The organism is Paraburkholderia rhizosphaerae (assembly GCF_004366595.1).
Classification (GTDB): Bacteria; Pseudomonadota; Gammaproteobacteria; order Burkholderiales; family Burkholderiaceae; genus Paraburkholderia; species Paraburkholderia rhizosphaerae.
In genome coordinates this window covers 454,365-476,129 of the sequence record NZ_SORE01000001.1, presented here as the reverse complement: position 1 = coordinate 476,129, position 21,765 = coordinate 454,365, and the positions used below count along the sequence as shown (strand labels likewise).

The following is a 21,765-nucleotide window of genomic DNA, read 5'->3' as shown; positions in this document are numbered from 1 at the left end:
CGGATTTGACGCTACGCATGAACCCCCGTGTATTCGCTGACCTTATCGGGGTCCGCCAGATGCTCACGGGGAATTTCATCGCCGATCTGTCCGCGCCGGATGACCAGCACCCGTTGAGACACCGCAGCGATGAAGTCGAGATTCTGCTCGACCAGCACAATCGTCAACCCGCGTTTTTCTCTTAGCGTCACCAGCGTCTCGGCGATTTCCTCGATGATCGAAGGCTGAATACCTTCGGTCGGCTCATCGAGCAACAGCAGCGATGGCTCACCCGCCAGCGCGCGGGCCAGCGCAAGCAACTGCTGTTCGCCTCCCGACAATGACCCCCCTGGACGGTCAAGTAGCGGACGCAGTCGTGGAAAGTCATCGAGCAGCGCGGCAATCGCATCGTCCGGCTTGCGTCCGGTCTTCACGAGGCCGAGCCGCAAATTATCGTACGCGGACAGCGTCGGAAAAATCTCGCGGCCTTGTGGCACATAGGCCATCCCCCGCCGCGCGCGAGCGTGCGGCGGCAGCGCAGTGATATCGTCAGCGCCGAACCGGATCGTGCCCGCCGTGGCGGGCAGCGCGCCAATCAATGTGCGCAGCAAGGTCGTCTTGCCCATCCCGTTGTGTCCGAGAATCCCAATCGCCTCGCCGTCGCGAACCGAGAGCGCCACGTCGTACAACACCGGAATCGCGCCATAGCCTGCGCATAAGCGTTGTGTTTCCAGCATCGCGCCTCCGTTCAATGCGGCTTCTTGCCGAGATAGATTTGCTGGATGAACGGGTCACGCATGATGCGTTCGGGCGTGTCTTCGCGAATCACCGCGCCCTGATGCAACACCGTGACTGTCTTCGCGATGCGGCGGATAAAACTCATATCGTGCTCGACCACCACAAGTGCATGCCGCCGATTGATCTCCAGAATAAGCTCCGCCGTGCGCGCGACTTCCACATCGCTCATGCCCGCCGCGGGTTCATCGAGCAGAATGAGCGGTGGGTCCGCGGCGATCACCACCGCCAGTTCGACCCACTGCCGCTCGCCGTGCGCAAGCAGGCCCGCGATCGCGTCGCGATGCGACAGCATGCCGACCCGCTCCAGCACTTCACGCGTCACACGCTCGGTCTGCATCGGCGTATTCACGCGCCGCGCCGCGAGCCACACGTTCTCCCACACGGAGAGCCCGTTGAAAAGGCTCGGCACTTGCGTTTTGATGCCGATGCCCAACCGCGCGGGCTCATGCGGCTGCATCGCGGTGATGTCCTTGCCGCGAAACAGAATCTCCCCTGACGTCGGTTTGACCTGACCTGTCAGCAATTTGAAGAACGTGCTCTTGCCCGCACCATTCGGACCGATCACGCATCGCAATTCCGCCTCCGCGAGCGTGAAGTCGACGTCGCGGGTCGCATGCACGCCGCCGAAGCGGACATTGAGCTTGCGCGTTTCGAGCAGCGGCGTCGTCATGCGGTTTCCTCGTGCGATGGGCGATGCGTGTTACTGCGCGCTTCGTCATGCGATGCGCCCGCCGCCGCGTGCGCCGCCCCCGATACTTTGCGGCCGCGCCGAACTAATGCGGCAAGCCGCATGCCGATCTCGCCGACAGCCGGAACGATGCCCTTGGGCACCATCAGCACGAACACGACGAGAATGGCGCCGAGCACGAGATTTGAATTGATTGTCTGTTGCGTGCCGATCTGCGCGGTGAGCCATTGAATCGCCACGCAACCGACGACGGGTCCGACCAGCGTCCCCAGCCCGCCCACGATGACCCAGATAATGATTTGCGCCGATTGCGCGAGACCAAATACCGTCGGACTTGTAAACGCGCCCCAGTTCGCGAACAGACACCCCGACAGCCCGGCGATCGCCGCGCCGAGCGCAAACGTGAAGAGCTTGTACGCGCGCGAGTCGTAACCGAGCAGAAGCAGACGCTGTTCGTTTTCCTTGCTCGCGACGATGACGCGCCCCATCTTCAACGCAAGCAGCACACGCAGCAACAGGTAGACGCCGAGCAGCGCGCCGAGCGACAGTTCGAACAAGCCGCGCGGACTGATGACATCGTCCACATTGCCCGGCATATTGAGCGGCGCGATGTTCGGAATGCCGTTAAAGCCGCCGAGCGGTGCGTGGCCGATCGTCCATTCCGGGCCCGCAGTCGAATTGACCGTGTTGAACAAAATCAACGTGACGGTAAGGGTGATGACACCCATGTACACGTCCGACAGCCGACCGTAGAAGATCAGATAGCCGAGCACCGCCGCGAAGGCGGCCGGCAGCACGATCGCGAGAATGAACGGCACAGTGCTGTCGCCGACATTCGTGACGGCGATTGCGTACGTGTACGCGCCGAGTCCGAAGAACGCCGACTGCCCGAAGCACAGGATGCCACCGAAGCCCCACACAAAGCCAAGACTCACGGCAAGTATCGCCATCACCGCGTACACGGTTGCCTGCACAAGCGCGAAGTCGTCCAGCACGCGAGGCAGCATGATCAGCATCAGCACGCCGATTGCCAGCGTGAGCGCCGCGCTCTTCCACGAGCGCGAGAACCGTGACAGCGCGTCCGGCACCGGCATCGCGCGATTCGCATTGGCAGGGCTATTCACAATGCCCCCTTGAAGAAGCGGCCGGTGATGCCGCGCGGCAGGAGCCGTAGCATCACGATAGCGCCGGCCAGCAGCGCCACTTCGCCGAATACCGGCGTCGAAGCAAACGTCGCGATCTGATTGATCGCACCGAATAGCGTCGACGAGCTGATCAGTCCCGCCACGATGGCCGGCCCGCCGCCGATCACGGTGATAAACGCCTTGGCTACGAATGCGCCGCCCATGGTCGGCACGACGCCCGTCATCGGCGCGAGCAGCGCACCGGCGAGTCCCGACAGCGCAGCACCGATCGCGAAGGTCGCGGAATAGACACGGCCCGGCGCGATGCCGAGCGCGTCGGCCATTTGCGGATTCTGCATCGTGCCGCGCGCAATCAGCCCGAGCGACGTGTGCAGCAATACCCAGCGCATCGCAAGCGCAAGCACCGCGGCAATCGCAATAATGACGAGCGTATAGCTGCTCACCGAGTAGCGACCGACGGCAAAGCTGCCGAGCGGCGCGGAGATGCCCGCAGTCGTATTACCGGCGATCGATGTGACGATACCGATCAGCAGCAGCGAAAGCCCCCACGTCGCGAGCATCGTGTCGATCATCCGGCCGTACAACCGCCGGATAAACACCCGCTCCAGCACGACGCCGATCAGCGCGACCACGACCGGCGCGACGACGAGAATTGCGACCCATAGGTTCACGCCGAAATGGATCGCCTCGATGCACGCATAAGCGCCCAGCATCATGAACTCGCCGTGTGCGAGATTGATCACCTTCATCATGCCGAAGATGACCGCAAGCCCGGACGAGATCACGACGAGGCTCGCTATCGCGTACAGCACCTGAATCAGAACAATCACGGCAAGATCCATCGCCTGGCTCCCTTGTATGACGCCGATAAAACGATGCGACGCGCGCACCTCACAGCTTGATCACATATTGCTGGTTATCGCGCGGATTCTTGATGAGGTTGCACACCGCGCTGGTATCGCTTGGCGGCTGCGCGACGAAGGTCTGCACGATGTCCAGTTTGTGATTCTTCACCTGCGCAATGCTTACGTTGAGCACGCAGTGATGCGTCGCCGGATCGATCGATACCTTACCGCTCGGCGCATCGATACTGATGCCGGATTCGAGCGCGTCGATCACCTTGGTACGCTCGAGCGTTCCTGCCTTCTTCACGCCCTGCGCCCACAAATTGAAGCCCTGATAAGTGCCCATCGCGAGCTCGGTGATGTTCGGGTAGTTCGCGCCGAAACGCTTGTGAAAGCGCGCCTTGAACGCGGTGTTCACCGGGTTGTCCAGACTCTCGAAGTAGTTATACGAGACGAGGAAGCCGTCGCATTCGTCGGGTGACAGCACGATCTGCTCGTTACCCACCGCGAAGGTCGTCGACGCGAGTGGGATCTTCTTGTGCAATCCCGCTGCCGCCCATTGCCGATAGAACGACATATGCGAGCCGCCGACGAGCGCGGAAACTAACATGTCGGGCTTCGCCGATTCGATCTTCGAAATGGTCGGACCAAAGTTGGTCACATCGAGCGGGAAAAAGTCGATCGATGCCACCGACCCGCCGTTCTCCTGCACGAACTTCTTGACCCACTGCGACGTGATCTGACCATAGTTGTAATCGGCTGCGATCACATAGACTTTCTTGCCCCATTGCTTCATCGCGTAGGGAACCAGCTTCGCGACAGTCTGCGCCGGCGTCACGCCCGTACAGAACGTGTTGCGGTCGCAAACGCCCCCTTCATACTGCGTGTTGTAAAAGTAGAGCGTGCGATAGCGGTCCAGCACGGGTCGCATCACTTCGCGCGACGCGGACGTGATGCCGCCTTGCACGACCGCGACCTTGTCCTTGAGCGCCGCTTGCTGCGAGAACTGCGTATAGAGCTGCATGCTCGATTGCGGATCGTAGTTCAGCAGTTTGATCTGTTTGCCGAGCAAACCTCCCTGCGCGTTCCATTCTTCGACCGCGAGGGTCAGGCAATCGGCCATCGGCTTGCCGTAGATGTCGAGGCCGCCCGACAGGTCGGTGATGCCGCCGACAAGAATCTCGTCGGCTGCTTCGGCGATGAGCGGCAATGTGCCCGTCATGCCAGCCACGGCCGATACCGCAGACGACTTCAAAAACGAACGTCGATCCATAGCGTGGTTCCGGAAAGTGACACGATGAAAGAACAGGACAGGCTCAGAGCTTGATCCAGTCGACCGACTGCTCGAATGCATAAGCGCCGCGATAGATCGTCGCTTCATCCCAATGCTTGCCGACCAGCATCATGCCCACCGGCAGACCGTCGACCGTGCCGCACGGCACATTCATCGCAGGATGCCCGGTGCAATCGAACGGGCAGGTATTCGGCAGCATTTCGAACGCGCGCGTGACCACTTCGTCGACGCTCGCGCCGGGCTCCGGCAGCGGCGTCGCCGTAAGCGGTAGCGTCGGCATAAGCAGCAGATCGTAGTCGGCGAAAGCGGCGTCATAGGCAGCCGTGAGCTGGCGGGAAAGATTCTGCGCCTTCGCATAGAAGCGCCCACGATAGTGACGGATAAAGTACTCGCCTAGCACCATCGTGATCTTCAGTGTTTCGGACAACTCGTCCGCACGCTCGCGCCAACCGGCGTGGAAGTCCACCATGCTGGTCACGTAGAGGCCCTTCCAGTTGAAGCCGTGACCGTTGTCTTTCATCATCTGCTGGGTCGCGCCTTCAGCGGCAATCGGCAACCAGATCGACGGACCGACGCGATGCATCGGTATCGATACGTCGCTCACCTTCGCACCGAGTTCGGCGAAATGATCGGCGGCGGCGCGCACTTTGGCATCGGACGCAGCAAGCGACTGCGGCCAGCCGAAGCCTTCCTTCACTACGCCGATCTTCAAGCCGCGCACGCCCTCTTTCATGAGCTCCGCGTAAGGCTTGGCGGTTTGCCCGGCGTATTGGCGCGGATCGAGACCGTCGGGCCCAGCCAGCACCTCGAGCATCAACGCGTTATCCGTGACGTTCGCCGTCATTGGGCCGGTATGGTCGATGGTCAATTCGATCGGCATGACGCCGGTATAAGGAACGAGCCCGTGCGTGGGCTTCATCCCATAGACGCCGCAATAGGAGGCCGGCATGCGGATCGAGCCGCCCTGATCGCCGCCGATCGCGAGATCGACTTCTCCCGCGGCCACCAGCGCGGCGCTTCCCGATGAAGAACCGCCCGCCGAATAGCCGATCTTGCGGGGGTTGTGTACCGGCGCCGGCGCGCTCGTGTGCGAACCGCCGGAGAAGCAGAAATACTCGCAGGTCGCCTTGCCGACGATGGTCGCGCCCGCGTCGAGCAGACGCGTCACGATAGTCGCATCGACATCCGGCACATAGCCCTCGAGTGTGGACGCGCCATTCATCATCGGCACACCCGCAAGGCAAACGTTGTCCTTCAGCGCGACAGTCTTGCCGGCGAGCTTGCCCGTGGGCGCACCCTTCACTTCAGTTTTCACGTACCACGCGTTATAGCGGTTTTCATCGCCGGAAGGCCGATAGCCCGGGGTGCGCGGATAGGTGACGCGCGGGATGTAATCGGGCATCGCGTCGATCACATCGTATGCGTCGAAATTGGGCTGCAACAACGTGTGATAGGCGGCGAGCTGCGCTTCGGACAGATGCATGCCGAGGCTTTTGGCAACTTCATCAAGCTGGGCGGGTGTCGGACGTTTCACTGCCATGGCGTTTCCTCGCTCGAACGGATTCGTGTCGGATTGCCGCCTGCTTGCTGTGCACTCGTGCAGGCGTGTCTGGATAAACAGGACGTTTCGGCATACGAACGCCTGATCTGAGACCCATGGTAGGAACACATATTTTCCTCGTCAACAATTTATTTTCCTCGGAAAGTAAATTGAACGAGACGAGAACGGTAGCGCAGCGATCTATGCCGCCTGGTCCCGCGGGATCACCTCGAACCGATGACCTTCCGCGCGCGCGAGATGGATCGGCATATGATTCACACGGCCGCCCGCATAAGCAGCGCCACGGGCGCTGCGATACGACAGCGGCGCGATACCAAGCTGTGCGAGCCCTGCATCCTGCGACAGACGTCTGCGTTGCGCGTCGTCGAACAACGCCGCGAGAAAGTGGATGCCTTCATACGTGGACTGGCCGAACGTATCCAGCGTCGGTGCGCGCGCACCGAATCGTCCGAGATAGCGCTCCTTGAATGCGAGGTTCGCATCCGTGCGCAATGAAGCGAAGTAGCCCGAGGCCACGTAGAGATCCGCGGTGTTGCGCGCGCCGATTCCGAGCAGCTCGTTCTCGCCGAGCGCGCACGACAGGCGCACTGCTTTCTGCGCAAGCCCTGCTTCGCCAAACGCACGATTGAAGTCGATCGTGTCCTGTCCGATCAACGACAGCAGCACAGCATCCGCACGCCGTTCCCGAATCGCGTCGAGCACACCATCGTATTCACCCGCTCCGAACGGCAAGTACATGTCGCCGACCACCTGCGCGCCCGCTTCCGTTACGAAGCGATGGGCGAGCCGATGGGTAGCGTGCGGCCACACGTAATCGTTGCCGACGAAGAACCAGCGCTTCGGGCGAAACTGCGTGGTTAGCCACTGAATGGCTGGCTGAAGTTGCCGGGGTGTGGTCTCGCCGATCGCGAATACGCCGGGCGTGCGCTCGCCACCTTCGTAGAGCGGCGTATAGATAAACGGGATATGTCCGCCGACGGCCTTCAAAAGGTCGTAGCGCACTGCGCTCGTGTGCATGCCGACCAGCGCATCGATCTCGCCTTCGTCGACAAGACTTGTCAGCGCGGATTCGAGCTCGCGCGCATCGTCACCGGCGTTAATGGTGACGAGCCGGCAAGGCCGGCCCGCGATTCCGGACGCCGCATTGAGTTCGGCCACCGCGAGCTGCGCCGAGGCAAGCGCACAAGGCCCCCAAAGTCCGGCCGCGCCGCCGAGAGGCACGCATAACGCGATGGTCATCTCCTGCGCATGACGGCAGGAACGGGAACGCTGCTTCATCAAACGGTTGACGACGCACAAGAGTTAAACGATCGGAATGCACCAACAAATGGCGTGCAGGCACCATCAGGCATCGATGCAAAGGACAATCTGCACCGATACTTTCCACGGAAAACTTATTTGCGTAAGATTCAACTATTCCCATCGACAAAGCATCTACCATGCCGGACACCGAACTCTCTGGATACCTCGCGTGGCTCATCGCGTCCGCGCATCGACAAATGAAGCTCAGTCTCGCGCAACTGACCGCCGAGGAAGGCGTCAGCGAAGAGCATTGGCGTATCTTGCACGCGGTCTCGGACGAAGCGGGGCACTCAATGAGCGAGCTCGCCGAACAGGTGCTGCTCAACCTTCCCGCGTTGACTAAAAATGTCGACAAGCTGGTGAGCCGCGGCCTCGTGCAGCGCTCCGCGGACGACTACGATAGCCGCAAGGTGCTGATCTTCATCACTGACCGTGGCATCAAGCTGCTTGCGCGCCTTCAACCCGGCGTGGACGCACATCATGCCGCCATCGAAGACGCGCTCGGGGCGCGTAACGCGAAGCAGTTGAAGCGTCTGCTTGAACGGTTTATCGACGAAGCAGGGCCACGCTGAGTGACACGGAACAGGCGCGGTCTCAGCAATTAAGATCGCTTGACACGCGAAAATCCGATTCGTAGATTCTCGACTCGCACTTTCAGCGCTGTGCCACAGGAGGATGGATGGGGCGGTCGCACGTGTTGCATGCTGGACCGGACACGGTCCACTGGGGCTACTTCGACGCCGCGCTTGCGCCGGCGCTCACAGTTGAGTCCGGCGACTCTGTTCGCATCGAATCGGTAAACGGCCAGCCACGCGATCTCGTCGGTGCGCCTTTTGATGTCCTGCCCGAGCATCGGCGCATCCATGAAACGTGCACACCGAAGCTCGGCCCGCATATCGTGACAGGCCCAGTTGCCATCAATGGCGCAGAGCCCGGCGATCTACTCGAAGTCCGCGTGCGCGAAATCGAGCTGCGCCAGGACTGGGGCTGGAACGTGATACGCCCGCTACGCGGTACGCTGCCCGAAGACTTTCCACTCACGCGCTTGCTGCACGTGCCGATCGATCGCGAACGGCACACGACGACATTGCCATTCGGCGTCACGTTACCGCTACGCCCGTTCTTTGGCGTGATGGGCGTCGCGCCCCCCGCGGCTTACGGTGCGATCAGCTCGATCGAGCCGCGCGAACATGGCGGAAACATCGACAACAAGGAGCTGTGTGCCGGTGCCACGCTGTTCCTGCCCGTGCACGCGAGCGGTGCACTTTTCTCGGCGGGTGACGGGCACGCGGTGCAAGGCGACGGCGAGGTCAATCTCACTGCACTCGAAACTTCGCTTACAGGATTGTTCGAGTTTCACCTGCACAAGGCCGTGCATGCGCCAATGCCGATCGGCTTGTCGGTCACTCACGTCATCACGATGGGCTTCGATGAAGACCTCGACACCGCGGCACGCCAGGCGCTGCGGGAAATGATCGCGCTGCTGCGCGAAATCACCGGATGGGCGCGCGAAGACGCCTACGTGTTCTGCAGCATGGCGTGTGACCTGCACGTGACACAAATGGTGAACGGCGAAAAAGGTGTGCACGCAATGGTCGATCGGGCTCGCCTGTCTTCGGTGCTTAAAGGCTCGCATCCGCTAGCGGTCGCGCTGCGGCGTACGAGCTGATTTCTTCGTCGCGCGAACGCAGCAAAATCATTTTTGAAATTTCTGGAAACCCCTCCAGAATGATTCCCGTAGCCTGATAGTCGATTCGCAAACGGATGCGACTACCGCGACATCACATGCGCACAACCCATGCGCAAATAGATGACCAGCGACATCCGAATTCCAGCCGCCTGTCGCGTCTCGTGCTTAAGCGAAACGTAAAACTCAATCCCCGCAAAACGTAAGCCCCTCTTCATACCGTCAGGAGCTCCAGGTGTCTCGCGCATCAAACAAGTCGATTCCATTACACGACGCGAAATATAGCCGCCGTCATATGCTGAAGCTCGGCGGAGCGCTTGCAGGCGCCCTGGCGATGCCGGGCCTTGCGCGCGCGGCCGGCCCGAAGATACGAGTCGGCTATCTGCCGCTATCGGCAGGTCTGCCGTTCTATGCGGCCGTGGAGAAAGGCTATTTCAAGGAAGCGGGTCTCGACGTGGAGCCCGTGCGTTTCAGTTCCGCGCAACAGATCATGGAAGCGATGCTCGCAGGCCGCCTGGAAGGCTGCGCGAACGGCACCGGCACCGCCACGCTGGGCATTGGCGCAATCGCGGAACACGGCGTCTTCCGCGTGTTCTGCACCAACCCTAGCAACAAGGATCACATACTGGAAGAAATCCTGGTCGGCAAAGCGAGTCCGTACAAGACGATTGCCGACCTGAAAGGCAAGAAAATCGCGTGCGGCCCTGGCATTCAGAACACGACCCTGTGCAAAGCAATTCTTGAAGGCGGCGGCGTGCCTGGCATCAAACCGGTCGAGTTGCCGTACGAGCAGCACGTTGCGGCCATCGCTGCAGGCCAGGTCGATGCGGCCTACGCGCTGGAGCCGATGGGCACCCTCGGTCGCCTGAATGGATCGACCCGCGTGCTGGAACCCGCGGTGGTGTCCCATTACGTACTTGGCGATCCGTCGGCCCCGTGGCATGGCGGCGCAGCGGTACTGACCGCGGCGTTCGTCGAGGCAAACCCGCAAGTATCGAAGCAGTACATCGCCGCGTATCTACGCGGCGTCGATCTGGTGCGTCATTCACTCGACTCGACGCTCGTCTATCTGAGCGGCTATACGCCGATTACCGCGGATCTCGCCAAGCAAGTCCCAATGGCAGCCTACGCGTCCTACACCGAATTGAGCGCTGACGATCTGCGCTACTACCAGAAGTTCTACGACTTTTTCTCGCAGAAAGGCGTGTTCTCGGAGAAGGTCGACGTGACATCCATGCTGTACAAGGGGTAAGTGATGAACAAGCCCGCTGCTTCCGATTCGTCAGCCGCTGGCTGGGCGCCGCCGGCATCGCGCGATACGGCCGCACCGCGCGCGGCGCTGCACGACCGCATGCTGCCGTTCGTCGGCCCGGTGATTCTGTTTATCGTGTGGGAAGCGGTAGTCCGCATGGGGCTGATCAAACCCATCCTGCTGCCGGGCCCGATCGACACGCTGGGCGCATTGGTACACGGCCTCGCGGGCGGCCCGCTGTTGAGCGATTTCCTCGTGACGGTCGGGCGCACGCTGGAAGCGTTCGTGATCGCGGCGGTCATCGGCATGCCGCTTGGCATCGCACTCGGCAGCAATCAGCGTGCATATCGCAGTGTCGAGTTTCTTGTCGACTTTTTTCGCTCCACGCCAGCATCCGCACTCATTCCGCTGTTCCTGCTGATCTTCGGCGTGTCCGATATCAACAAGGTCGCGATTGCGGCGTTCGGCTCGCTGCTTATCGTCGTGTTCAATAGCGCGTACGGGGTCATCAATGCGCGCAAGCAGCGGGTGATGGCAGCCAGAGTGATGGGCGCATCGCGTTGGCGCATCTTCAAGGACGTGCTGATCTGGGAAAGCCTGCAACCCAGCTTCGTAGGCTTGCGCTCAGCGGTGTCGATGTCGCTGGTGATCGTGATTGTGGCGGAGATGTTTATCGGCTCGCAAGACGGCCTGGGTCATGCGATTCTCGACGCGCAGCAGGTGCTCAACGTAAAGACGATGTATGCCGCCATTCTCGCGGCAGGCGGTCTGGGTTACGCGCTCAACATTCTGTTTTTGTTGCTGGAGCGACGCGTGGTTCACTGGAGCGGAAGATAAATGAACACCGTACTGAACGCTCCGTCTTTCGCCGATGTCCCTTCCCGTCGCTTCGTTCCCGGACCGGCAGGCACGCACATCACGATCCGCGGCTTAACCAAATACTTCGCGGGATGGCCGCTTTATGAGGACTTCGACCTCGATATCCCGAAGGCGCGCATCGTGTCGGTGTTCGGCCCTAACGGCTGCGGCAAGAGCACGCTGATCAACATGATCGCAGGCCTCGTGCCGATCGACCGCGGAGAAATCCTGTTCGACGGCAAATCGTTGAAAGACACGCGTATCGGCTATGTTTTCCAGAACTACCGCGAGGCGCTGTTCCCGTGGATGCGCACGATCGACAACATTGCGTACCCACTGCTGCTCGAAGGCAAAAGCAAGGCGGAAGTCGATCGGCGGATGGAAGAACTGATGGCTTCGTTCGACGTCCGGTTCGACCTGAAACGCTATCCGTACGAGTTGTCGGGCGGACAGCAGCAGACAGCATCGATCATGCGCGCACTGGCGCCGCGTCCCGAGGTGCTATTCCTCGACGAGCCGTTTTCCGCGCTGGACTACGAGATGACGCTTTTTATCCGCGAAAAGCTGCAGGAAGTCTTTATGCAGACCGGCACCACGATGCTGCTGGTTTCGCACGACCTGGAAGAGGCGGTGTATCTCGCTGATCAGGTGCTGCTGCTGACCAAGCGGCCCACGCGTATCGCCGAGATAATCGACTATGACGAAGCACGGCCGCGCACGGTCGAGACGCTGTCTCAAGCTAGCTTCATCAAGACCCGGAAGCGCAGCCTCGAAATTTTTCAACGTGAGGTGCGCCGATGAACAACCGGCGCACTATATTGGTTACGTGAAGGCGAGCGTCGCGATGCTGGATCACTAGCTGGCAAGGCCACGGAGATCGACGTCATGCAGATAGCAAAACCGCTTATCGGAATGGCCGCGATGGTCGGCGTAACCGCCGCCTATGCTTCCGGGTTCGTCGTCACGAGCGAAATGTCGAACGGCCGGGACATACGTCTGTTCGAGCACGTTGCGGCGTGCGATGGTGGGCCCGGCGCGTTCGTCTACAGGCACGGCACACTGGTCAGTCAAACCTGCAATGTGCGCGTCACCGCGAGAGGTGCGACCGTCGTGCTTCCCGCTTTTAACCAGCGGTTTTTCTTTCCGCGCGATACGTTGTACGCGCACTCGGATTCTTGAGCGCGGCGAAGCGGGCGCAGACGACGCTTACACGATCATCCGATTGGAGGAACCGCTCGTCCGCAATATCCACCTGCTACAAACGTCGCTCAGTTCGCTTCGGCTGCTCGTCGTAACCGCTCCACAGCACACTCCCGTTTCACTGTTGACCCACCGTGACAGCGTGCGCGCGGGCGTGTTCGCCATTTAAGACCGTGCTCAGCAAGCAGGTCACCACTGTGCTCCGCCCGTCGGCCAACGCTTACAATTCGTCGCGCAAGTAGAATCCGCTTTCGGCGCCAGGCGTCGTCTCACCGGCGAAGCCGCGCCGTGCGCTTGCTGCCCGATACGAGCACCCTTTGAACACCCCGGGCCTCCGGAGCCTCTTTGAATGCCGCAAAATAAAGCGTCGCTGTCACGCGCAGTTCACAACGCCGTCTCCCAGTTCGAGACCCGGGTGCTGGTGCTCGTGCTTTTTGTCGGGTCCATCTGGGCGGTCTTTATCGCGACTGCTGCCTTCCCTGAGCTTCATCTATACCGGTACGGCGTCGTGCCGCGCACGCTCAGCGGGCTGCAGGGCATTCTCTTCGCGCCATGGTTGCATGCGAGCGTCGGCCATATCGCTGCAAACACGGGCGGGCTGATCGTTCTCGGCTGGCTCTGCATGTGGCCGCGCATCTCCAACTTCGTATCGGCGACGATCGGCGCGATGCTCGGTGGCGGCATGTGCGCGTGGCTCTTCGGCGCGCCGCACTCGGTGCACATCGGTGCGAGTGGCCTCGTGTTTGGCTACGCTGCATATCTCGTCGCACGCGGGCTCTATACCCGAAACCTTTTGTCGGTACTCGTCGCTGGATTCGTCGGTTTCAGTTATGGGTTGACGATGCTTTTCGGTGTTCTGCCGCTTTATCCAGGCGTGTCATGGCAAACCCATCTCGGTGGTGCGCTGGGAGGGGCAGTGGCCGCGCGTATCGGTGCGAGGAACCGCTCGCGTGTGCGCGCATAGCAAGTTCCGCGGGCCGAATACGGAGATCGCGAATATACTTCCCGTTCCGTTCGCCCACCCGCACCGACCTCACCATGCCCTTCATCACCATCGCAGGACAACAGCTGCATTACCAGACCCGCGGCAGCGGCTTTCCGGTACTGCTCGGCCACAGCTACCTGTGGGACTCCGCAATGTGGCAGCCGCAAATTGAAGCGCTTTCGCAGTCGTACCAGGTCATCGTCCCCGAGCTATGGGGCCACGGCCAATCCGGCCCGATGCCCGAAAGCACCCGCACCTTCGGCGACCTCGCCGCGCAAGCGAGCGAGCTGCTAGACGCGCTTAACATCGAACAATGCGCGATGATCGGCTTGTCGCTTGGTGGCATGTGGGGCTCCGAACTCGCGTTGCGTGAACCGAAGCGCATCAAGGCGCTCGTAATCATGGATTCGGACCGCGGCGCCGAACCCGCAGCAACGCTCGCGCAATACACGCAGATGGTCAACACAATCGAATCGCTCGGGCAGATTCCCGCACCGATGATCGATGCGATCGCACCGTTGTACTTCCGCCGCGGCGCACCGCTCGACAGCGAACTGATCGTGTCGTTCAAACGCGCATTGGCTGCGTTTTCAGCGGATCAGCTACGACAGTCGATCGTGCCGCTTGGCCGCCTCTTCATGAATCGCGCCGATGAAGTGGCGAAGCTTGCCGCGCTCGACGCGTCCACCACGCTCGTGATGGGCGGCGAACTCGACATTCCGCGCCCGCCCGCCGAAGCAATCAGAATGGCCGAGACGATCGGTTGCCGGCATGTGCTGGTGCCTGAAGCGGGTCATATCTCGTGTCTCGAGAACCCGTCATTCGTGAACCGTGAGCTTCTTGCATTCCTCGATCAACACGTCGGTGCGAACGCATAACGCGCGCGGTTAGAAGAACAGTTGCAGCGACCGGTCTCTGCAACGAGAGACCGGCGCCATCGCAACACGCAAACATCCCTGCGCTCACATCGTCAGCACCACGCGCCCGCGCGTACCCGCCGCCACCGCTTCATACGCGGCCTTCGCATCACCCAACGCAAACGACTGCGCAATCACCGGCGGCTCGTAGCGCTCTTTCTCGAAGCCTTCCACTAGGGCGCGTAAAAGCGGCGCCGATTCAGCGACCCCGAGCTTCGCACTGTCGGTGCCGAACAACTGTGTCTCGTTGTGGTAAAAGTCGATCAGGTCGAACTCGACACGGCGCTTACCCGTCGCGCTGATTTCGACAACCCGTCCACGCCGCTTCACGAGACCCAGCGCCGTTTCGAACGCGACACCGCCCACCGCGTCATACACGACATCAACGCCTCCGTTGGTCAGTGCCTTCACGCGCTCGGCAGCGTCGTCGCCAATCCGCACATACCCGTCGATCAGCCGGCCCGCCGGCGAATCCGGATCCGGTTCGCGGCGGTCCACCGCAATCACGCGCGCGCCGCGCGCCTTCGCGATCTGCGTGACCGCACCGCCGACTCCGCCCGAGGCGCCGATTACCGCGATGGTCTCGCCCGCGGCAAGCTTCGCGTGTTCGACTGCACCCAACCACCCGACGACGAAATTCACGCCAATCGAAGCCGCCTGCTCGTGGCTCAAGTTCATCGGCTTGCGCGCGAGCGCCGCCACCGGAATACGAATGAACTCAGCGTGAGTGCCATCACGCGTAAAGCCGATATCGCCACCGGTGCCCCATACTGCCGCACCGATCCACTCCGCCGGACCGTCAACGACGACGCCGCTAAAGTCACGTCCCGGCACACGCGGTGGCACCGTATGTCCAAAATGCCCGGATACGTTCTTGACGTCGCTCGGGTTAACCGACGCCGCCTTCACACGCACAACTGCGTTTTCCGCATCGGCATGCGGCGTGTCAAGTTCGAGATACTCGAGTACGTCCGGCATGCCAAACGATTTGAATTGAACGGCTTTCATTCCTGCTCCTTGCATGATGGCCACAGTGGGAGTTGAACGATCAGGCGTTGATTCCCCCGTCGATGCCGAGGTTCGCGCCGGTCACGAATGCAGCCTCCGGGCTCGCCACATATGCGACCATGCCCGCGATTTCTTCCGCTGTGCCGTGACGTTGAATCGCCATCAGCCCATGAAGAACGGGTGCGAACTCGCCGGCCTCCGGGTTCATATCGGTGTTGACCGGTCCCGGGTGAACATTGTTGACCGTGATGCCCTTCGGCCCCAGATCGCGCGCGAGCCCTTGGGTCAGACCGATCAGCGCCGACTTGCTCATCGCATACACGCTACCGCCCGCAAACGGCATACGGTCCGCGTTACAACTGCCGATATTGATGATGCGGCCGCCCTCACCCATATGCGGCAATACCGCCTGGGTGCCGACAAACACCGCGCGCACATTGACAGCCAGCGTCTTGTCGAAATCCTCGAGCTTGAACTCGCCAATCGGCGCCATAAACAGCACGCCCGCGTTGTTGACAAGAATGTCAATCTTCCCCAATACGCGCGCCGCTTCGTTAACAGCGCCGGTAAGCGCGATGGGATTCGCGACGTCGGCATGCAGCGCCAGCGCGCGGCCGCCCCGTTCTTCAATGCTCGCAACGACATCCTGTGCGCTCGCAGCCGAGCTTTGATAGGTAAACGCGACCGTTGCGCCCTCGCTGGCCAGACGCCGGACAATCGCCGCGCCAATCCCTCTGGCACCGCCGGTGACAAATGCAACTCTTCCCGAAAGACGTGAATTCATGACGAAATCCTATTAATCCCAACAATGGACGGAACAGCGAAGCGGATCCTCACGCGGCCTTCTTTTCATATGAACGGATCGGTTCCAGCCATTCGAAGCGGCGCTCCGACTTCAACAGGTTTCCAAGCTTTTTCTCATAGTCCACACGATAGGACTTCTTCAGATGATGGTTCTGGAAATACTCCGCGCTGCAGGCCCACGTTTCATAGAGGACGAGCGTGTCGGGGTCGTCCGCCGAGCGATGTAGATAGGTATTAACGAAATCGGGTTCATGGGACATTTCGTCGAGCACGTTGAGAAGGCTAGAGTAAAGCGCTTCGCGGGCTTCCGGCTTCCCCGGCAGATGGACGATGAAGGAAATCTGCTGACTCATATTCGGCTCCTGCGATAAATGCGTTGGACCATGATTCGGAATATGTGTCGCCTCACGCGACATGCAGCGTATTATGTGCTGCCCGGTTCCCAATGTTGTTCGATGCCGTTCGACCTCACGTTCGATACCGTCGAACGAGTTGCCAGCGCGCGTTGGCTGACGTCGCGTTGCGCCCCCTTTGGCCTGAACCGCCAGCCCCTGAATAAACGTCAATATAAATGCGGCGGCGTCGTGACTTCGCATCGCGGGAAGAGCGAATCGGGCCTTCGTCGGCTTTCCTCTGCTTAACTGAACAAACGCTTCGGGTGGGTAGTCCCTCGCACCGCCTGAACTGTGGTTTACTTGTCGATCGTCCGTCATTGGCAAGCGGCCCACCATGAGCACCCGACTTTACAGAACCGTCTTTCGCGCGCCCGCTCGCATCCGTCAACCGTCCGAAAGCCAACTCGACGAAGCGATCGCTCAGAACGACACAGGCAACGACCTGCGTCGCGCGGGCCAGCTTCACGAGGCCGAACAGCACTACCGGAACGCACTGCGGCACTGGCCGGACTGCCCTGAGTTTCATGCGAATCTCGCTGATACGCTCGAAGCGCTTGGCCGCCTCGATGAAGCAGAAGCGGCGTATCGGAATGCGATCAGATTCAATCCGGAGCTGCATGAAGCCCGCTTCAATCTGTCGCTGCTGTTGCTCTCGCAAGGTCGATATATCGACGCGTGGCCACTTTACGAAGCGCGTGGTCCGCTGTTCCAGGAGCACGGCACGCTGCCCTTTCCCAAATGGGCGGGCGAGGCGCTAAGCGGCAAATCTCTACTGTTGCTACCCGAACAGGGGTACGGCGACACGATCCAGTTCGTTCGCTATGCTGCGCTCCTGAAGGCGCTAGGCGTCGCGCAACTGACGGTCGCATGCAAGCCTGAGCTGGGTCCGCTGCTGCGCACGGTCGAAGGCATCGATACCGTCGTCACCGATCCCAACGAATTGCGCATGCACGACTACTGGGAATCGTTGACGAGTCTGCCGCGCCATTTCGGCACGACGCCGCAATCGATTCCGGCGCGTATTCCGTATGTCGGCGTCTATACGCAGCGGATGGACCGATGGAAAGCGCGCCTTCCCGATAGCCCACTTCGAGTGGGACTTGTGTGGAAAGGCAACCCCGGACACGAGAACGACGCCGCGCGCTCGCTGCCGCACTTCGCCACACTCGCGCCATTGCTGTCAGTCGATGGCGTTTCATTCGTGAGCCTGCAGACCGGCGATGCCGAACTCGAAGTCGCGGCAAGCGGCAATCATCAACACGTCGTTTGTCTGGGCAAGGACATCCACGATTTCGCCGACACCGCTGCGATCGTTGCGCAACTGAACCTTGTCATCGCCGTCGATACCGCGATCGTCCATCTCACCGGCGCACTCGGCGTCGCGTGCTGGCTGATGCTGCCGAAGAGCGGCGTCGACTGGCGTTGGCATCGTGCAGGCGCTCAGTCGTCGTGGTATCCGCAAGACATGTACGTCTTTCGGCAAATGTCGGGTGGCTGGCCCGAACAGATCGCGTCGATTCGCAGCGCGCTCGACGAAATCGCGCATGCCCGACGCCAAGGCTAGGGAAGCGATATGAGATCGAACAACGAGAATCTATCGAGTGGAATAGGCGTATTTGCCGCGGTCGTCGACGCGGGGACGTTCGCAGCCGCATCCGAACTACTCGAGATGACGCCGCCTGGCGTGAGCCGCGCGATCGCCCGCCTCGAAAAGAGGCTGAAAATCAGGCTCTTTCATCGAACGACGCGCTCCGTTTCGCTTACCGAAGAAGGCCGGCGCTTCTACGAGCAGGTAATGCCGCACTTGCGTGGCATGGAGGAAGCCGCGGCTGCAGCGGCAGGCGGTACCACAGCCGTACGAGGCAAGCTGCGCGTCAATCTGGATGCGGTGATCTCGCGGATCATCCTCGGACCGCATCTTGACACCTTCATGGACGCGCACCCCGACCTCGATCTCGAGTTGGTCACACGCGACCATCTTGGCGATCTGGTCTCCGACGGTTTCGATCTCGCACTGCGATTCGGCGAACCGCGCAGTTCGAGTCTGGTTGCACGCAAACTGCTCGACACACCGGTCATTACGGTCGCTGCACCTGCCTATCTCGCGCGTCATGGGCGACCAACGGAACCGCAAGCGTTAAACGAACGCCACCACCGCTGCCTCGAATTTCGCAACCCGGAGACGGGCAGACCATACCCGTGGGAATTTCACCGTAAACGTAAAAAGCTCGTTATCCAAACGAATGGCCGCCTGACGGTCAACGAGCCGGGCGCGTTGCTCCACGCGTGTCTGGCTGGCTCCGGCATCGCGCAAATGCTGCTGCTCGCCGCCGAGCCGCTGATACGGGAAGGTCAATTGATCAATCTGTTTCCGGATTGGTCTGACGAGCGTTTCCCGCTGTATGCGTACCATCCGTCGAGACACCATGTGCCGGCGAGGACACGCGCATTCCTCGACTTCGTCGTCGCTTTGACGCGAAGCGAGTCAGTCTCGCGACCGTCCGCAGCCAGCCTTCGTTAGCGATTGCGAATGCGCCAGTGCTTAAAAGGTAGTCTGCTTTGCACTACCATTCTGTGAACGAGCCCGAAAGGAGAGCGACGATGGCCAATCCTCAAATTGAAGCCATTCGCGAATGGCTTGCTTCAAAGCCGCGCCCGACGGTGCTGGCTGAACGGCGTGCACGTCTGCTGTCGTTAGTGGACCGGTACACAGTTCCGTCTGACGTGCAGATCGACGCGGTCGACGCCAGTGGCGTTCCCGCCGAATGGACGCTGACACCGGTAGCCGATCCAAAGCAAGTCGTGCTGTTCCTGCATGGCGGCGCCTATATCTCCGGCGGTATCGCGACTCATCGGCACATGGTTGCGCAGATCGGCCGCGTCGCACGAACGCGCACGCTCGCACTCGACTATCGGCTTGCGCCCGAGCATCCGTTTCCCGCGGCACTGGAAGACGCGCTTACTGGCTATCGCTTTCTGCTGTCGCAAGGCTACGAGCCCGCGAACATTGTGCTCGCCGGAGAGAGTGCGGGCGGCGGACTTGCATTGGCGATGCTCGTCTCACTGCGGCAGATAGGCGCCGACCTTCCCGCGTGCGCATGGTTGAGTTCGCCGTGGACAGATCTCGACATGAGCGGTGAATCGATGGAATCGAAAGCAACCGTGGACCCGTTGATTCAGAAGCCGTATCTGCTCGAAGCGGCGGGAGCGTATCTGAACGGCGCAGCGCCGCGCACGCCGCTCGCGTCGCCGCTGTATGCGGATCTAAGCGGCCTTCCGCCGATGCTGATTCAAGTCGGCACCGCGGAAACACTGCTCGACGATTCAGTCCGGCTCGCACGCCGCGTCGCACAAGCGGATGGACGCGTGGTGCTCGATATCTGGCCGGAGATGATTCACGCGTGGAGTCTGTTTTATCAGCAACTCGATGCGGGACAGCAATCGCTTGAAGCGATGGGGGCATTTGTACGGGCGACGCTTGACGCGCAGTAGTGATTGATCAGGTCTCCCTCCGCAATACCACCGGATCGATCTCGCGCTCGGTCAAGCCAAATCGCGCCATCCGTTGCCGATGCTCCGCGGAACCTAGATAAGCCCGCAACTGCTGGTTCACCGCATCGACCAGCGCGCGATTGCCTCTTCTGAATGAAAACGCGCCCATCGGCGGTTTGTCATCGGCACGCGCATTCGATTGATGTGCAACCGCCTCGATGCGCACAACACCAACACGCTGCGCAACAATCCGATTGCCCAGCGCAGTGCTCGCATACGCATCGATCTCCCCTGACTGAAGCGCCGCGATTGCTTCGGCCTGTTGATCGAACAAGCGGATCTGCTCGTCCCGCACACCCTTTGCCCGCGCGGACAAATGCTGAACTTGCCCGGCTATGATGCCAAGCCGCGCGTTGGCATGTCGCGCGACCGACTCGTAGCTATCCAATGATTTCGGATTGCCGGCCTGCACGAGAAACCCATCTTCGATTGCCCACACCGGCACGCTGAAATCGACTTCGATATCGGCACCCTGTCGTCGATTTATCCGCGCCGGTTCAGCCGAATGGAGGTTCTTCGATGTAGGCAACGGTAATTTTCACGAGCTGGCCTCCTCGGACGATGTTACCTCACCGAGCCGTGACCCTAATCGCTGGACTAATCCCCGTCGCCGCGTGTTATCGAAAACAGGGACCGCTCCCCCGCCTCGTCGACGCTCTGTTCAAGTAAGGAGTTCCTGTCATGCAAAAAAGCCCGGCCAACCCATCCGCTTACCTATCGAATCCGCTGCAAAAACCGGCAGGTATCACGCTCGGAATCGGCGTTACGTCCCCTTCGCCCGAACTGGTGCAGATGTTCGCTCATGCGGGCTTCGACTATGTGCTGATCGATATGGAACACGGCCCGATCTCGATCGAAACGGCCTACCGAATGGTTACCGCAACAATCGGTACGCCTGCCGAAGCGTGGATTCGCGTCACGCACAACGATGCCGCGCAAATCAAGCTCGCACTCGACACCGGTGCAAAATCCATCATCGTGCCGATGATCACGTGCCTGAAAGACGCTGAAGACGCGGTGTCCTACGCGAAATATCCACCACAGGGCATTCGCGGCTGGGGCCCGTTCCGCGCGCAATATCAATGGCAAACCAATATGCTTGACTACGCAAAGCGAGCCAACGAAGAAACCAGCCTATACGTGTTGATCGAACATCCTGGCGCGGTACGCGACCTCGACGCGATCCTTGATCTCGAAGGCGTCGCCGGCGCAATTCCTGCGCCGTTCGACCTTGCGGTCAACATGGGCTTCACCGATGGTCCCAACCACCCTGAAGTGCGAAAAACGATCGAAGAAGTGATCCGCAAAATCAAGGCAAAGCGCGCGCGGATGCCGTCGTTTGCGATCACGCCCGAACAGGCGGCCGAAGCGATACGCCTCGGTGTGAACGACCTGTTCCTCGGTTTCGATCCGATGTATATCCAGGCATCGGTACAATTGTTTATGGCCACGCTCGCGAAACTGCGCGACGGCGCCTGAATTCAACCGCAAATTG

Annotated in this window: 23 protein-coding genes; 12 read left to right on the top strand and 11 right to left on the bottom strand. The window is 60.8% G+C overall.

Translation table 11 applies throughout. From position 1 onward, the window contains the following. Positions 1–11: 11 nt before the first annotated feature. From BX592_RS02035 to BX592_RS02005, 7 genes are all read right to left on the bottom strand, one after another. The gene (locus BX592_RS02035) at positions 12–716 is read right to left on the bottom strand and encodes an ABC transporter ATP-binding protein (protein WP_134189957.1); all 705 of its coding nucleotides are present in this window, start codon (positions 714–716) and stop codon (positions 12–14) included. A gap of 11 nt (positions 717–727) precedes the next feature. After that, positions 728–1,447 carry an ABC transporter ATP-binding protein gene (locus BX592_RS02030; RefSeq protein ID WP_134189956.1) on the bottom strand — a complete coding sequence of 240 codons (720 nt, stop codon included), beginning with the start codon at positions 1,445–1,447 and terminating at the stop codon, positions 728–730. Beyond that, the gene (locus tag BX592_RS02025) at positions 1,444–2,589 is read right to left on the bottom strand and encodes a branched-chain amino acid ABC transporter permease (protein ID WP_243849243.1); all 1,146 of its coding nucleotides are present in this window, start codon (positions 2,587–2,589) and stop codon (positions 1,444–1,446) included. Before BX592_RS02025 ends, BX592_RS02030 begins: the two co-directional genes overlap by 4 nt. Next, positions 2,586–3,452 carry an ABC transporter permease subunit gene (locus BX592_RS02020; protein ID WP_134189955.1) on the bottom strand — a complete coding sequence of 289 codons (867 nt, stop codon included), beginning with the start codon at positions 3,450–3,452 and terminating at the stop codon, positions 2,586–2,588. The genes BX592_RS02025 and BX592_RS02020 overlap by 4 nt, the downstream gene beginning before the upstream one ends. 49 nt (positions 3,453–3,501) lie before the next feature. Next, positions 3,502–4,728: an urea ABC transporter substrate-binding protein gene (locus BX592_RS02015; RefSeq protein WP_134189954.1), complete on the bottom strand. Its 1,227-nt coding sequence runs from the start codon at positions 4,726–4,728 to the stop codon at positions 3,502–3,504. A gap of 43 nt (positions 4,729–4,771) precedes the next feature. Further along, on the bottom strand, positions 4,772–6,289 hold the full coding sequence (locus BX592_RS02010) for an amidase (protein WP_134189953.1): 1,518 nt from the start codon (positions 6,287–6,289) through the stop codon (positions 4,772–4,774). Between the two features lie 201 nt (positions 6,290–6,490). Next, complete coding sequence (locus tag BX592_RS02005; protein ID WP_134189952.1) at positions 6,491–7,549, bottom strand: substrate-binding domain-containing protein; 1,059 nt, start codon at positions 7,547–7,549, stop codon at positions 6,491–6,493. A 200-nt stretch (positions 7,550–7,749) separates the two neighbouring features. Between BX592_RS02005 and BX592_RS02000 the strand changes: the two genes are divergently transcribed. From BX592_RS02000 to BX592_RS01965, 8 genes are all read left to right on the top strand, one after another. Continuing rightward, positions 7,750–8,184 (top strand): MarR family winged helix-turn-helix transcriptional regulator, encoded by a 435-nt coding sequence (locus BX592_RS02000; RefSeq protein ID WP_134189951.1) that lies wholly within the window; start codon positions 7,750–7,752, stop codon positions 8,182–8,184. 107 nt (positions 8,185–8,291) lie between these two features. Beyond that, positions 8,292–9,281 (top strand): acetamidase/formamidase family protein, encoded by a 990-nt coding sequence (locus tag BX592_RS01995; protein WP_134189950.1) that lies wholly within the window; start codon positions 8,292–8,294, stop codon positions 9,279–9,281. Between the two features lie 313 nt (positions 9,282–9,594). After that, on the top strand, positions 9,595–10,551 hold the full coding sequence (locus BX592_RS01990) for an ABC transporter substrate-binding protein (RefSeq protein ID WP_134190014.1): 957 nt from the start codon (positions 9,595–9,597) through the stop codon (positions 10,549–10,551). A gap of 3 nt (positions 10,552–10,554) precedes the next feature. Continuing rightward, positions 10,555–11,388 carry an ABC transporter permease gene (locus BX592_RS01985; protein WP_134189949.1) on the top strand — a complete coding sequence of 278 codons (834 nt, stop codon included), beginning with the start codon at positions 10,555–10,557 and terminating at the stop codon, positions 11,386–11,388. Continuing rightward, positions 11,389–12,210 carry an ABC transporter ATP-binding protein gene (locus BX592_RS01980; RefSeq protein WP_134189948.1) on the top strand — a complete coding sequence of 274 codons (822 nt, stop codon included), beginning with the start codon at positions 11,389–11,391 and terminating at the stop codon, positions 12,208–12,210. A gap of 84 nt (positions 12,211–12,294) precedes the next feature. Next, entirely contained in the window at positions 12,295–12,588 is a 294-nt protein-coding gene (locus BX592_RS01975; protein ID WP_134189947.1) for a hypothetical protein, read from the top strand. 370 nt (positions 12,589–12,958) lie between these two features. Further along, positions 12,959–13,573 carry a rhomboid family intramembrane serine protease gene (locus BX592_RS01970; RefSeq protein ID WP_134189946.1) on the top strand — a complete coding sequence of 205 codons (615 nt, stop codon included), beginning with the start codon at positions 12,959–12,961 and terminating at the stop codon, positions 13,571–13,573. Positions 13,574–13,647: 74 nt separating this feature from the next. Further along, positions 13,648–14,472, top strand: a complete 825-nt coding sequence (locus BX592_RS01965; RefSeq protein ID WP_134189945.1) for an alpha/beta fold hydrolase — start codon at positions 13,648–13,650, stop codon at positions 14,470–14,472. An 84-nt stretch (positions 14,473–14,556) separates the two neighbouring features. Here BX592_RS01965 and BX592_RS01960 read toward each other — a convergent pair whose 3' ends face one another. From BX592_RS01960 to BX592_RS01950, 3 genes are read right to left on the bottom strand one after another with little or no spacing between them, the layout of a single operon-like run. Next, positions 14,557–15,519, bottom strand: coding sequence for a quinone oxidoreductase family protein (locus BX592_RS01960; protein WP_134189944.1), 963 nt, complete (start codon positions 15,517–15,519; stop codon positions 14,557–14,559). A gap of 40 nt (positions 15,520–15,559) precedes the next feature. Beyond that, complete coding sequence (locus BX592_RS01955; RefSeq protein WP_134189943.1) at positions 15,560–16,303, bottom strand: SDR family oxidoreductase; 744 nt, start codon at positions 16,301–16,303, stop codon at positions 15,560–15,562. A 49-nt stretch (positions 16,304–16,352) separates the two neighbouring features. Next, positions 16,353–16,676, bottom strand: coding sequence for a putative quinol monooxygenase (locus BX592_RS01950; protein WP_134190013.1), 324 nt, complete (start codon positions 16,674–16,676; stop codon positions 16,353–16,355). 376 nt (positions 16,677–17,052) lie between these two features. Between BX592_RS01950 and BX592_RS01940 the strand changes: the two genes are divergently transcribed. From BX592_RS01940 to BX592_RS01930, 3 genes are all read left to right on the top strand, one after another. Beyond that, entirely contained in the window at positions 17,053–18,282 is a 1,230-nt protein-coding gene (locus BX592_RS01940) for a tetratricopeptide repeat protein (RefSeq protein WP_134189942.1), read from the top strand. 9 nt (positions 18,283–18,291) lie between these two features. Further along, on the top strand, positions 18,292–19,239 hold the full coding sequence (locus BX592_RS01935) for a LysR family transcriptional regulator (RefSeq protein WP_134189941.1): 948 nt from the start codon (positions 18,292–18,294) through the stop codon (positions 19,237–19,239). Between the two features lie 80 nt (positions 19,240–19,319). Beyond that, positions 19,320–20,210, top strand: coding sequence for an alpha/beta hydrolase (locus BX592_RS01930; RefSeq protein WP_134189940.1), 891 nt, complete (start codon positions 19,320–19,322; stop codon positions 20,208–20,210). A 7-nt stretch (positions 20,211–20,217) separates the two neighbouring features. Here BX592_RS01930 and BX592_RS01925 read toward each other — a convergent pair whose 3' ends face one another. Beyond that, the gene (locus BX592_RS01925) at positions 20,218–20,799 is read right to left on the bottom strand and encodes a type 2 periplasmic-binding domain-containing protein (protein ID WP_377681576.1); all 582 of its coding nucleotides are present in this window, start codon (positions 20,797–20,799) and stop codon (positions 20,218–20,220) included. A 152-nt stretch (positions 20,800–20,951) separates the two neighbouring features. Between BX592_RS01925 and BX592_RS01920 the strand changes: the two genes are divergently transcribed. Next, complete coding sequence (locus tag BX592_RS01920; protein WP_134189939.1) at positions 20,952–21,749, top strand: HpcH/HpaI aldolase family protein; 798 nt, start codon at positions 20,952–20,954, stop codon at positions 21,747–21,749. Positions 21,750–21,765: the final 16 nt, after the last annotated feature.

Coding starts and splice junctions, on each gene's coding strand:
- BX592_RS02035 (WP_134189957.1), bottom strand. CDS start 716: ATGCTGGAAACACAACGCTTATGCGCAGGCTATGGCGCGATTCCGGTG.
- BX592_RS02030 (WP_134189956.1), bottom strand. CDS start 1,447: ATGACGACGCCGCTGCTCGAAACGCGCAAGCTCAATGTCCGCTTCGGC.
- BX592_RS02020 (WP_134189955.1), bottom strand. CDS start 3,452: ATGGATCTTGCCGTGATTGTTCTGATTCAGGTGCTGTACGCGATAGCG.
- BX592_RS02015 (WP_134189954.1), bottom strand. CDS start 4,728: ATGGATCGACGTTCGTTTTTGAAGTCGTCTGCGGTATCGGCCGTGGCT.
- BX592_RS02010 (WP_134189953.1), bottom strand. CDS start 6,289: ATGGCAGTGAAACGTCCGACACCCGCCCAGCTTGATGAAGTTGCCAAA.
- BX592_RS02005 (WP_134189952.1), bottom strand. CDS start 7,549: ATGACCATCGCGTTATGCGTGCCTCTCGGCGGCGCGGCCGGACTTTGG.
- BX592_RS02000 (WP_134189951.1), top strand. CDS start 7,750: ATGCCGGACACCGAACTCTCTGGATACCTCGCGTGGCTCATCGCGTCC.
- BX592_RS01995 (WP_134189950.1), top strand. CDS start 8,292: ATGGGGCGGTCGCACGTGTTGCATGCTGGACCGGACACGGTCCACTGG.
- BX592_RS01990 (WP_134190014.1), top strand. CDS start 9,595: ATGCTGAAGCTCGGCGGAGCGCTTGCAGGCGCCCTGGCGATGCCGGGC.
- BX592_RS01985 (WP_134189949.1), top strand. CDS start 10,555: ATGAACAAGCCCGCTGCTTCCGATTCGTCAGCCGCTGGCTGGGCGCCG.
- BX592_RS01980 (WP_134189948.1), top strand. CDS start 11,389: ATGAACACCGTACTGAACGCTCCGTCTTTCGCCGATGTCCCTTCCCGT.
- BX592_RS01975 (WP_134189947.1), top strand. CDS start 12,295: ATGCAGATAGCAAAACCGCTTATCGGAATGGCCGCGATGGTCGGCGTA.
- BX592_RS01970 (WP_134189946.1), top strand. CDS start 12,959: ATGCCGCAAAATAAAGCGTCGCTGTCACGCGCAGTTCACAACGCCGTC.
- BX592_RS01965 (WP_134189945.1), top strand. CDS start 13,648: ATGCCCTTCATCACCATCGCAGGACAACAGCTGCATTACCAGACCCGC.
- BX592_RS01960 (WP_134189944.1), bottom strand. CDS start 15,519: ATGAAAGCCGTTCAATTCAAATCGTTTGGCATGCCGGACGTACTCGAG.
- BX592_RS01955 (WP_134189943.1), bottom strand. CDS start 16,303: ATGAATTCACGTCTTTCGGGAAGAGTTGCATTTGTCACCGGCGGTGCC.
- BX592_RS01950 (WP_134190013.1), bottom strand. CDS start 16,676: ATGAGTCAGCAGATTTCCTTCATCGTCCATCTGCCGGGGAAGCCGGAA.
- BX592_RS01940 (WP_134189942.1), top strand. CDS start 17,053: ATGAGCACCCGACTTTACAGAACCGTCTTTCGCGCGCCCGCTCGCATC.
- BX592_RS01935 (WP_134189941.1), top strand. CDS start 18,292: ATGAGATCGAACAACGAGAATCTATCGAGTGGAATAGGCGTATTTGCC.
- BX592_RS01930 (WP_134189940.1), top strand. CDS start 19,320: ATGGCCAATCCTCAAATTGAAGCCATTCGCGAATGGCTTGCTTCAAAG.
- BX592_RS01920 (WP_134189939.1), top strand. CDS start 20,952: ATGCAAAAAAGCCCGGCCAACCCATCCGCTTACCTATCGAATCCGCTG.